Source organism: Candidatus Schekmanbacteria bacterium RIFCSPLOWO2_02_FULL_38_14 (assembly GCA_001790855.1).
Classification (GTDB): Bacteria; Schekmanbacteria; GWA2-38-11; order GWA2-38-11; family GWA2-38-11; genus 2-02-FULL-38-14-A.
This window is the reverse complement of the sequence record MGDH01000005.1, coordinates 23,228-33,758: the sequence shown is the minus strand read 5'-3', so window position 1 is coordinate 33,758 and position 10,531 is coordinate 23,228. Positions and strand designations below refer to the sequence as shown.

The window sequence follows — 10,531 nt, the reverse complement described above, 5'->3', positions numbered from 1 at the left end:
CCCACCAGATAGCAATCCTATCCTCATCATATCCTGTATCCATTGACTGCCTTGTCCATGTGGTTCCATCAAAGCTCCACTGGTCTTTTTTGAGATTCTCTGTGCTATCTGACCAAGTGGTCAATATATATAGATTTTTACTATCATAGGCAGCCTTTAAGGTTACAGGAGGAACCCCTTCAGCACTATTGCCAGTTGTTATAAATTCTGTTCCCGTAAATGTTGATGCACTTGTTGGGGTTTCATTCTTTGCCTTAAGGTTTGCTGTGGTGCTGCTTTCGTTTCCCAGGATGTAGCGGGAGCCATCAAGAACAGCCATCGTAGTAACGGTTCCTTTCGCGTTATTTAAAACTCCCACTGAGAAATAATATTCGCTTCCGCTTCCTATTCCGTCAAATTGCACATCCTCACTTGTTGCAGAAGTTTTCAAAGCCCTTGTCATAAAAACTGTCCATTGACCTGAGGAATAGCTTCCTGAAGCCTTTATTTCAGCCCTGCTCCCCCATGGCGCTTTTAACGTATAACCAGGGATAGTATCTCCAGCTTTAAATGCTGGCGGAGTTGTAGGTACTCCTTCTACAACTCCAAGGGCATTAGGTTTGATGCCTGGTTTTCCTGTGGGATTAGTAACTGTAACCTTTTTCTTTCCAAGCGATTCTGCAGAGGGAACAGAGATATTAACAATTAATTTTTTAGCGGAGTCGAAAGTAGTTGAATTAACTATGATTCCACCAGAAAAACTGACTGTTGCTCCATCAGCAAACTTGCTCCCTCTTATAATTATATCCATCTCAGCTCCCTGGGGAACTTCAATAGGAACAACTTGCTTAATAATAGGTTGCGGCGCAGCACCTTGTTGGGCACCGTGGAGATAAGTATAAACAGAGGCAATGAAGAACCCCATTGTGAACACAAAGATCAAGACATTCCTCTTTTTCATAAAAAGAACCTCCTTTCTATAGGATTTAGTGCCGCTCAACCTTTTTATTACTAGTAGTTAGAACGGCAGCAAGATAATTAAAAAGCTATACTTAACTATTTTACTAACTCTTTTTTCATCACCTCCTTATGCAGAAATAAAATCTTGTCACCTCATTTTGAATGCAATTTTTATGCCAGAAATAAAAATTAAATAAAACAGCAGGTTGTTTTTATGGTGTCGTTTTTGGATGTGCTAAAAATGATCACTGTGCAGAATCTGCACGAGAATTTGAATTGATGGAAGGAAAAATTTTATATATTTATCACTTACTGTCTAAGGAAATTCCAAAGCGAGCTGCCTTTTCATAGAGCGTTCTTCTTCCAATGCCAAGGCGCTCTGCTGTAAGGGTTTTATTAAAATTGCATTCAAGGAGGGTTTTCTCTATTAATTCTTTTTCAAGGGCTTCCAGGGAGCCGGGTTTTTTAATCTTTTCCTTTGCATCCCTTTCAGAAATACCTGCAAGCTCCCTTATGGTTATAGAATCTTCAGAGGTCATAATCAATGCCCTCTCTAAGACATTTTCAAGCTCTCTTATATTTCCAGGCCAGTCATACTTCTTTAAAAACTCCATTGCTTCATCAGTAATATTTTTTTTCTTTTTGTTCATTTTGAAACAATGTTTTTCTAAAAGATGTTCAACTAAAAGGGGGATATCCTCCTTCCTCTCCCTTAGCGGGAGAAGATGAATATGAATAACATTTAAACGGTAGAAGAGGTCTTCTCTAAATCTTCCATCAAGCATAGTTTTTTTCAAATCCTTATTAGAAGAGGCAATGACCCTGACATCGCTCTTTAAAATCCTGTCTCCACCAACCCTTTTAAATTCATTTTCCTGAATAACCCTTAGAAGCTTTGCCTGAAAAGAAAAGGTTGTATCTCCAATCTCATCTAAAAATAGAGTTCCACCTTCAGTGATCTCAAAAAGCCCTTTCTTTGTGGAAATTGCACCTGTGAAGGCTCCCTTCTCATGGCCAAAGAGTTCGCTCTCTAAAAGATTTTCAGAAAGGGCCGCGCAGTTTACTGGGAAAAAATAATTATTTCTCCTCAGGCCGTTGTAATGAATGGACCTTGCCACCACCTCTTTACCTGTGCCGCTTTCCCCTGTTATTAAAACCCTGCTGTCGGATTCATAGACCTTTGTAAGGATATTTAAAACCTCTTTTATTGCATTGCTTTGCCCAATTATCCTATCAAACCTGTGCTCACTTGCTATTCTTTGGCGAAGATATATATTTTCCTCTAAAATTTTGGTTAGATCTATGGCCTTCTTAATTTTTAAGATAAGCTCATCATGAGGGAAGGGTTTGGCAAGAAAATCATTAGCTCCAATCTTCATTGCCTCTACAGCAGATTCAATCGTTGCAAAGCCTGTTATCATTATTACAGGAACGTTTATATCAATTGCCCTTATCCTCTTTAAAATCTCCATCCCATCTATATCAGGCATTTTAAGGTCAGTAAGCACCACAGCAGGCCTTTCTTTATGAAAAATCTCCAAGGAGGATTTGCTATCTGTTGAGATGATAGCCTCATAGCCTCCTTCTTTTAAAACAGAGGCATATATTTGAGCCATATCAGGCTCATCCTCGACAATTAAGACTTTTAATTTGTTATCCTGCATAATAATTTTTAGAAAGCCTAATAAATTGGAAAAGAGACCGTAAAAGTGGTTCCCTCTCCTTCTTTGCTGTTTACCTCAATTAAGCCGTTATGCCTTTTGATAAGCCTGAGACAGGTGGTAAGCCCAAGTCCTATTCCACGTTCATTTCTTTTTGTAGTGAAAAAGGGATCATAAATTCTCTCTATATTTTCTTTTGGTATGCCTGCTCCGTCATCAGCTACTTTTAAAATAACATGGAAACCATCTCTAATATCCGTTGATACCTCTATATTCCCTCCTGCTATAGTGGCGTCTATCGCATTATTTAAGAGGTTTATCAAGAGCTCTTTTATCCCTTGGCTATATCCCATTATATCTTTTAGATTTTTTGATAAGTTTTTTTTAAGCTTTATCCCTTTTTGCTCAAATTGATTTTCAAAAAGGATAAGGGTGCTTTCGATAATATCGTTTAGGTTAACGGGTTTAAGCTCTAAGTTATCTTGTGCTGAAAGAGAGAGGAGGCTTTTTGTAACTTCTGAAATCTGATAGGTATTTTTATTTATGGCATCAAGATCCTTTATAAATTTTTCTAATAGCTGATCCTTTTTTGCCTCCTTGAGGAGGTTTTCTGATTTGCCAGCAATTATTCCTAAAGGATTGTTAATGCTGTGCGCCACTCCTGACGCCAATTTTCCTATGGATAAATAAGAGTAGATCTGCTCAAGCACAGAATTTTTGTCTGATAGCTCCTTGTTTAGTCTTTTAATATTTTCCTTATCCTTCTTCTCGTTTTCTGATAAAAGTCCCATTGATACGGCAATTAAAAGAAGAAAAATGAGTCTCAATCCTAAATCCTGCCAAGATAAAAATAAATGTCCTTGGAAGATAATATAGCAATAAATATAAAGAGATGAAGAGATAAAGGTAAATAGCAATCCTGTTTTTAAACCAAAATAAAAAGAGGCAATAGCAACTAAGAGATAGAAGGCAAGAAAGTAATTCCCCTTTAGTTCTCCAATATATCTCACTAAACCATAGATAAAGAACATATCCAGCGTAATGGCTATAATATAAAATTTCCTGATAAGGGAGGGAAATTCTATGATAAAAGAATATAGGATTGCGCTGTAGAGGACAAAGGCTATAAATATCTGCTTTATGAGCTGGCTTTTTCCAGCATCAAGGGAAACAACCGCAATCCATATAGCCCCACCCAGAATAGTAATAAGCCTCAAGTGAAGAAAAAATATGTCAACTTCACTAAAAGATGATTTAATTTTTTTTAGCATAAATCTTAAATTATCCTTGAGGCTTAAGCCGTTGAACCGTCTTGGTTTGAGGGAAGAACAATCTTAAATGTAGTCCCTTGCCCGAGCTTGCTTTCCACTTCTATATCTCCACCAAATCCCTTTATGATCCCATAGCTCACAGAAAGGCCTAAGCCTGTTCCTTTACCAGTATCTTTAGTGGTAAAAAAGGGCTCCCAGATTTTCTTAATATTTTCTTGAGAAATACCTGCTCCGGTGTCTGAAATAAGAACTACTACTAATGAGGCGTCATTTTCTTTCAGACAGGTTTTGACCTTTATTATACCTCCCTCTAACATAGCATCTCTCGCATTGGTAAAGAGATTTAAAAATACCTGCTGAAGCTGGTTTGAATCAGCAAAGATAGAGGGCAAATCCCTTTTTAATTCCTTCTCTATTTTTATATTCATCTTAGCAAAAGGCTTTTCCGCTAACTGGATAGCATCAAGCAAGACCTCATTTATATCAAGAGGGATAGATTTAAAGGACGACCTTCTTGCAAAGGCCAAAAGGTTTCTGATAATTTCTGTAATCCTCATAGAATGTTTTTTTATTATCTCTAAATCATCAATCACATCCTCTGATAATTTTTTTACCTTATTATGAGATAATATCATCCTCACCTTTGATACTATGATTCCTAGAGGGTTATTTATCTCATGGGTAAGCCCAGCATACATAGAGCCCATGGTGCTTAGTTTCTCAGTCTGGATCAACTGTTCCCTTAGCTTCTTCATTTCTGATAAATCCGTAAAGGTAATAATTAGATTAGATACCTCCACATTGCTTCCGAGCAAAGGAATTACCCTGATATTTAAACTCAAGACCTCACTTCCCCCTGATACTGGATATTCCTGATCATAGAGGATTAGAGGCTTCTTTGTAGAAAAAATATCTTTTAACTTTTTTTCAAATCCTATGGTCTCCAATATGGGAAATACCTCAAGGAACTTTTTGCCAATAACCGTTTCCTTAGGCAACTCTTTTTTGGTAATATTCTCCATTGCCTTGTTCCAGGATAAAATCTTTAGATCCCTGTCTATCACAAATATTCCTGTATTCATATTCTCGATTATATCCTCAATGAATTTTTTGGATTCCAAAAGCTCCTCATTTAATTTGATCTCCTTTTTCATAGCTTTCCTGAATAACCAGGAGAGAGATAAAAAGAGGACCAGGCCAACAGAGGCAGCAAGAAGCCAGATAAATCTCTTAGCACTATCTATGCTTTTAAATAGAGAGACAGGGTACTTATAAACCTCCATTACCGAATAGATTCTTTTTTTATCCTCTGATAGAAGCGGGACATAGATTTCAAGGAGCCTTCTTTCAGGAACCTTTTCTATTTCATATATATGCTCTTTTTTTATAAGCCCCATTTTGACTTCAATATTTCCCGCAAGGGAGCTTTTAAGCTCCTTATTATCTTTAAAATTCTTCCCTATGGCCCTTGCCTCATCCGACCAGACAATTGTTCCCCCTTCATCATAGACTTTCAGCCTTATAAATTCTGGTATGCTCTTGAGCCTCTCAAAGAAGACTTGAAATACTTCTATCTTTTTGAGCCTTAAAGCCTTCTTGAATTTTTCTTCATTTAAATCAACCCTTGTTATAACCCTTACAATATCTGTGGTAATCCTTCCTTCCCTTTTTAACATGTTGGAGATGAGGAGATTGGAGATGGAATAAGAAAAAACCACTACTATGACTAAAATAGTAAAGAAATTGATGAGGACAAATTCATGAAATATGTTTATTTTTTTCATAGAACCTTAAAATAATACTATACATCAAATCTATCTTGTCAAAGGGTTTATAATTTAGAATCTGCTGTCAAGGCAAATCAATATATTTTTGCTTGGATAATGTGGGATAGGGTTTATCCCTTTCTTAAGCCTAACGGGTAGAGTGTATAACACAAGATGTTGGGTGATACATTAGTTCATCCAATGTATAATTCAAATCTTACACCTTATCCATTCTTTGAAAAATACATCAGTGAAGAAATAAGTATTATTTTCTCTATCCAATATCTCTTTCTGCAAAATCTTTGCCTGTAACTGCTTCACCATAATTGACTTTTTTAATTTTTATTTTAGATTTGGAAAAAATTAATGAAGAAAGGGGCAGAAATAAAAAGATGATAAGAGAGGAATTGTTCAGAAAAAACCAACAGCTTTCTACAGAATTTGAACTATATCTTCTTGAACATCCTGAAATAGAGGGTAAAATTCCAGACAACGCTTTGATTGTATTACTCCCTGACTATGACAAAGAGCTCGCAGAAAAAAATAAGGAGCTTGCCAAAGCTAACAAAGAAGCAGGCCAGATAATAGTATATGTCAGGGTTAAAAAATTAAGAGCATCAAGGATTGAGAGTGTAACGCTTAAGGTGGCGTAAAAAATTCCTTACATTTGGAAATTCCCTACAGCTTGCTGCAGGGAGCTTCAAACAGGGAGGAAAGTTCAGAAAAGATTTTTTTTACTGTTTTAAAAGTCATGGCTTTTGAACCTGAGTTGTCAACAAGGTAATCTGCAAATCTGATTTTTTCTGAAACAGGCATCTGAGATTTTAATCTTAGCAGAGCCTCTTCTTTTGAAATTTTATCCCGCTTAATCATCCTTTCTATCTGAGTTTTCCTGTCAGCAGAAACGACGATAACCTTTTCAGCAAACCTGTTATATCCAAGCTCAATGAGAAGCGGCGCATCAACAATGATTAAAGAATCTGGTTTTTCCTTCCTCTCTTTTTTTACTTCTCTTTCTATTTGTGCAAGAATTCTCTGATGCATTATTTTATTAAGGAGCTGAAGTTTTTTTTTATTTTTAAACACCTCGCCTGCAATCTTTTTTCTGTCAAGATTTTCATCAGGAAGAAGAAACTCCCTGCCAAAGCTTTTAACGATCTCTTTCCATGCAGGCTTATAAGGCTTGGTCAATTCGCGGCTGATTCTATCTGCATCAATAACCCTTGCATCAAGGGTTATGAACATTTCTGCAACTTCAGTCTTTCCACAGCATATGCCCCCGGTAAGGCCAATGAATTTCAATTTTTTATTCGTAGACTTTTTTTTCATCAAAAATCTTTTTGCAGATTATTGCAACCTCTCCTGTTTTAGCATCCATTTTTCTGTAAAAACAGGAACGGTATCCATTGTGGCAGGCTGCAACATTCTGTTTTATTTTTATAAGTAGAGTATCCTTGTCACAGTCAAAATATATCTCCTTTACCTCCTGCGTATGTCCTGATGATTCACCCTTCATCCAGTATTTTTTTCTTGATCTGCTCCAGTAATGAGCCCTGCCTGTTTTCAATGTCAGCTCAAAGGCTGTTTTATCCATATATGCCATCATCAGCACTTCGTTGTTTTCAATATCCTGGATTATTGCAGGTATTAAGCCATTTTCATCATACCTTAATTCCTCTGCTTTCATTACAGTCTCACCTCCACTCCAAGTTTCATTAAATAAGATTTTACTTCCTGTACAGTATATTCTCCGTAATGGAAAATTGAAGCAGCCAGGGCTGCATCTGCCTTTCCCTTTACAAGTCCATCATATATATGCTCAACAGTACCAACTCCCCCTGAGGCTATAATTGGAATATTTACTGCTTCAGCAACAGCCCTTGTCAGCTCAAGGTCAAACCCGAGCTTTGTTCCGTCAAAGTCCATGCTTGTTAAAAGGATTTCTCCTGCGCCCATCTCCTCAACCCTATTTGCCCACTCAATCACGTCTATACCTGTTGGACTGCGGCCTCCGTGGGTGTAGACTTGCCAGGTTAGTTGAGCATTGGGAGTTTTGAGTTCGGTATCAAATCCTCCCTTATCCCCCTTTTCTAAATGGGGGATGGGGGGATTATTTTTCTGAAGTCTCGAGTTTCGGGTTTGATGTTCCTTACCCGAAACTCTTTTCGCGTCAATTGCAACCACAATGCACTGGCATCCAAACTTTCTTGCTGCTTTTTCTACAAATTCAGGATTTTCAACTGCTGCAGTATTTATTGACACCTTGTCAGCGCCAGCATTAAGAAGATCCCTTATATCTTCCAAAGTTCTTATCCCGCCCCCAACAGTAAGAGGCATAAAAACCTTCTCAGCAGTTTTATTCACCACATCAATGATTATTTTTCTCTTTTCATAAGATGCAGTAATATCAAGAAATGTAAGCTCATCCGCGCCCTGCTCATCATATATCCTTGCAACTTCAGCAGGGTCTCCTGCATCTTTCAGGTTTTTAAATTTTACTCCCTTGACAACCCTTCCCTCCTTCACATCAAGGCAGGGTATGATTCTTTTTGCAAGCATATTACCTCTTCTATCTTTTAGTCAAATCCCACCTTGCCCCCCTTTTCCCTGCCTGACGGCAGACAGGTAAAGGGGGGATGGAGGGATTTATCTTGACTCTTAAATAGGCAAGACATTGCCTTCCTCTTGCATTATCAACTATTCACTTCTCTAATCGCTTCCATCAAATCTATTGCGCCAGTATAAAGGGCTTTTCCAACAATTACTCCCTCGATTCCGTAATGGGCAATCTTTGCTATCTTTCTTAAATCATCAAGGTTTGAAACCCCCCCGGAAGCGGTAACAGGGATGTTGACTGAGGAGGCAAATTCTTTTATTGCCTCAATATTTGGTCCTGTCATCATTCCATCTTTGGAAATATCTGTATAGATTATCCCTGAAACACCAAGACTTTCATATTTTTTTGCAAGTTCTATTGCTCTTTTCTCAGTCACTTCAACCCATCCCTTAATTGCCACCATTCCATTCCTTGCATCTATGCCAACTATTATTTTCCCCGGATAGCTTTTGCAAAGTTCACTAACAAGATTTGTGTTATCATAAGCAACTGTACCTAAAATAACCCGCGCTATCCCGTCACGAAAATATGCTTGTGCAGTTTTAAAATCCCTGATTCCTCCTCCAATCTGCACAGGGATGGAAACCGATTTTGCTATTTCAGCAACAAGCTCCCTGTTTCTTGGCTCTCCTGAAACTGCTCCGTCAAGGTCAACCACATGGATAATTTTTGCCCCGAGCCCTTCCCACTTTTTCGCAACCTTAATTGGTGAATCAGAAAAAACAGTCTCCTCATCCATATTTCCCTGAATGAGCCTTACACATCTCCCGCCCTTCAAATCTATTGCAGGAATTATTAACATTTCACTATTCCAATGATTAATATGTTTCATTGTACTGTCATTGCGAGCAGGTCCCTCGCTGTCATTGCGAAGGGCGTTCGACTTAGCTCACGCCGAAGTCTTTAGCCCTGAAGCAATCTCGCTCGGGATAAACTCCGCAATCTCAGTAAACGCTGATAGCTGACAACTGAATACTGAAAGCTAAAAAATGAGATTGCTTCGTCGCTCCTGCCTGCGGTAGGCAGGCAATGACACTTTAACTTTTTTCAACCAGCCTCCCGAAATTCTCCAGAACCTTTAGCCCCGCCTTCTGGCTTTTTTCAGGGTGGAACTGGGTGGCAAAAATATTATCCTTCCATATGCTCGAGACAAAGTTTATCCCATACGACGTTTCAGTGGCTGCAAATCCTTTATCCTCAGGAATTACATAATATGAGTGAACAAAATAAAAGTAAGACTCATCATCTATCCCTTCATAAATTGGTGCTTTCTTTATGATTTTTATCCTGTTCCAGCCCATGTGAGGAATTTTAAGCTTTCCTCTATCCCCTTCAAGGTCAGATAAATCAGGTGGGAACCTCTTGACCCTTCCTTTTATTATATCAAGCCCCCTGTGCAAGCCAAACTCCTCGCTCTCAGAAAATAGAAGCTGCAATCCAAGGCATATTCCAAGAAATGGCTTTCCCTTTTTTATGCCATCAACAATTGGCGCAACGAGCTTGAGATTTTCAAGATTATCCATGCAGTCCTTGAATGCCCCAACACCGGGAAGAACAATAGCTTTTGCGTTTTCTATTTCTTTCTGCTCTCTTGTTATCAGAGCATCAAATTTTAATTTTTCAAAGGCTTTCTGAACACTCCTTAAATTGCCCATTCCATAATCAACAATTGCAATCATTCAAATTTTCCCTTTTGTTGACAGCACTCCCCTGATTCTCGGGTCAATTGAAACAGCCTGCCTGAGAGACCTTCCGAAGGCTTTAAAAACTGCTTCGCAAATATGATGAGCATTATTTCCATAGACTAAATTTATGTGCAAAGTGATTCTGCTTGTTGAAGAAAAAGCCTGGAAAAACTCCTTGAATAGGCTTATGTCGAAATCTCTTAATCCCTTTCTCGGGAATTTAACATTATAAACAAGATATGGTCTTCCGCTGATATCTACTGCGGCAGAAACAAGGGTTTCATCCATTGGGAGGTTCTGGCTCCCATACCTGCTTATCCCTTTCATGTCTCCAAGTGCCTTTTTAAATGCTTCACCAAGGCATATTCCGATATCTTCAACCGTGTGATGACAATCTATATCCGTGTCTCCTTTTGCTTTAATTTTCAGGTCAAAAAGTCCGTGCCTTGCCATCAGAGACAGCATATGGTCAATGAAAGGAATAGTAGTGGATATACTGCTTGCCCCGGCTCCGTCTAATTTTAATGAAATTGATATATCTGTTTCGCTAGTCTTTCTTTCTACTTTTGCAGACCTTTTCATAATTTAACCT

Annotated in this window: 10 protein-coding genes and 1 pseudogene (1 of these 11 only partly in view); 1 reads left to right on the top strand and 10 read right to left on the bottom strand. The window is 38.2% G+C overall.

Annotation, left to right across the window (positions count from 1 at the left end; translation table 11 throughout):
* The 4 genes and pseudogenes from A3H37_12360 to A3H37_12345 form a co-directional block, all read right to left on the bottom strand.
* Positions 1-940 (bottom strand): annotated as a pseudogene (locus A3H37_12360) (hypothetical protein) (it extends 107 nt beyond the left edge of the window).
* 304 nt (positions 941-1,244) lie between these two features.
* Positions 1,245-2,603 (bottom strand): hypothetical protein, encoded by a 1,359-nt coding sequence (locus tag A3H37_12355; GenBank protein ID OGL51497.1) that lies wholly within the window; start codon positions 2,601-2,603, stop codon positions 1,245-1,247.
* Positions 2,604-2,620: 17 nt separating this feature from the next.
* Positions 2,621-3,871, bottom strand: coding sequence for a hypothetical protein (locus A3H37_12350; protein OGL51496.1), 1,251 nt, complete (start codon positions 3,869-3,871; stop codon positions 2,621-2,623).
* 23 nt (positions 3,872-3,894) lie between these two features.
* A complete protein-coding gene (locus A3H37_12345; GenBank protein OGL51495.1) occupies positions 3,895-5,655 on the bottom strand; it encodes a hypothetical protein in 1,761 nt (586 codons plus the stop codon).
* A gap of 308 nt (positions 5,656-5,963) precedes the next feature.
* Here A3H37_12345 and A3H37_12340 point away from each other — a divergent pair, with 308 nt between their 5' ends.
* On the top strand, positions 5,964-6,290 hold the full coding sequence (locus A3H37_12340) for a hypothetical protein (GenBank protein ID OGL51494.1): 327 nt from the start codon (positions 5,964-5,966) through the stop codon (positions 6,288-6,290).
* 25 nt (positions 6,291-6,315) lie between these two features.
* Here A3H37_12340 and A3H37_12335 read toward each other — a convergent pair whose 3' ends face one another.
* From A3H37_12335 to hisB, 6 genes are all read right to left on the bottom strand, one after another.
* Entirely contained in the window at positions 6,316-6,939 is a 624-nt protein-coding gene (locus A3H37_12335; GenBank protein ID OGL51500.1) for a dephospho-CoA kinase, read from the bottom strand.
* Positions 6,940-6,943: 4 nt separating this feature from the next.
* On the bottom strand, positions 6,944-7,324 hold the full coding sequence (locus tag A3H37_12330; GenBank protein ID OGL51493.1) for a phosphoribosyl-AMP cyclohydrolase: 381 nt from the start codon (positions 7,322-7,324) through the stop codon (positions 6,944-6,946).
* Positions 7,324-8,196: an imidazole glycerol phosphate synthase subunit HisF gene (locus A3H37_12325; GenBank protein ID OGL51492.1), complete on the bottom strand. Its 873-nt coding sequence runs from the start codon at positions 8,194-8,196 to the stop codon at positions 7,324-7,326. The genes A3H37_12330 and A3H37_12325 overlap by 1 nt, the downstream gene beginning before the upstream one ends.
* A gap of 134 nt (positions 8,197-8,330) precedes the next feature.
* Positions 8,331-9,056 (bottom strand): 1-(5-phosphoribosyl)-5-[(5-phosphoribosylamino)methylideneamino]imidazole-4-carboxamide isomerase, encoded by a 726-nt coding sequence (locus tag A3H37_12320; protein ID OGL51491.1) that lies wholly within the window; start codon positions 9,054-9,056, stop codon positions 8,331-8,333.
* Positions 9,057-9,291: 235 nt separating this feature from the next.
* Positions 9,292-9,933 (bottom strand): imidazole glycerol phosphate synthase, glutamine amidotransferase subunit, encoded by a 642-nt coding sequence (locus A3H37_12315; protein ID OGL51490.1) that lies wholly within the window; start codon positions 9,931-9,933, stop codon positions 9,292-9,294.
* Positions 9,934-10,521, bottom strand: coding sequence for an imidazoleglycerol-phosphate dehydratase (gene hisB, locus A3H37_12310; protein OGL51489.1), 588 nt, complete (start codon positions 10,519-10,521; stop codon positions 9,934-9,936). It lies immediately after the preceding gene.
* Positions 10,522-10,531 lie beyond the last annotated feature (10 nt).

What these genes read in the sequence shown, in the direction of transcription:
- hisB (OGL51489.1), bottom strand. Translation starts at nt 10,521, where the DNA reads ATGAAAAGGTCTGCAAAAGTAGAAAGAAAGACTAGCGAAACAGATATA.
- A3H37_12325 (OGL51492.1), bottom strand. Translation starts at nt 8,196, where the DNA reads ATGCTTGCAAAAAGAATCATACCCTGCCTTGATGTGAAGGAGGGAAGG.
- A3H37_12330 (OGL51493.1), bottom strand. Translation starts at nt 7,324, where the DNA reads ATGAAAGCAGAGGAATTAAGGTATGATGAAAATGGCTTAATACCTGCA.
- A3H37_12320 (OGL51491.1), bottom strand. Translation starts at nt 9,056, where the DNA reads ATGTTAATAATTCCTGCAATAGATTTGAAGGGCGGGAGATGTGTAAGG.
- A3H37_12315 (OGL51490.1), bottom strand. Translation starts at nt 9,933, where the DNA reads ATGATTGCAATTGTTGATTATGGAATGGGCAATTTAAGGAGTGTTCAG.
- A3H37_12345 (OGL51495.1), bottom strand. Translation starts at nt 5,655, where the DNA reads ATGAAAAAAATAAACATATTTCATGAATTTGTCCTCATCAATTTCTTT.
- A3H37_12350 (OGL51496.1), bottom strand. Translation starts at nt 3,871, where the DNA reads ATGCTAAAAAAAATTAAATCATCTTTTAGTGAAGTTGACATATTTTTT.
- A3H37_12355 (OGL51497.1), bottom strand. Translation starts at nt 2,603, where the DNA reads ATGCAGGATAACAAATTAAAAGTCTTAATTGTCGAGGATGAGCCTGAT.